We start from the raw sequence: 270 nt of genomic DNA on the forward strand, positions 1-270 counted from the left end.
TCTTGAGTCTGGCGTTCTCTTCCTCAAGCGACTTCAGGCGCTTAACCTCAGGCACCTCCATACCGCCATACTTCTTACGCCAGGTGTAAAACGTGGCATCGGAAATGGCGTGCTTGCGGCAGAGTTCACGGGCGGATACCCCGGCTTCAGCCTCGCGGAGAATACTGATGATCTGTTGGTCGGAAAAACGTTTCTTCATGGGGATGTCCTCATGTGGCTTATGAAGACATTACTAACATCGGGGTGTACTAATCAACGGGGAGCAGGTCA

General features: G+C 52.6%; 1 protein-coding gene. It reads right to left on the reverse strand.

Translation table 11 applies throughout. From position 1 onward, the window contains the following. The coding region (locus IFU29_RS22325) for a transposase (protein ID WP_191935780.1) at positions 1 to 199 on the reverse strand (199 nt) is incomplete at its 3' end. Positions 200 to 270 lie beyond the last annotated feature (71 nt).

Origin of the sequence: Erwinia persicina, assembly GCF_014838825.1 — a bacterium.
Taxonomy (GTDB): domain Bacteria; phylum Pseudomonadota; class Gammaproteobacteria; order Enterobacterales; family Enterobacteriaceae; genus Erwinia; species Erwinia persicina_A.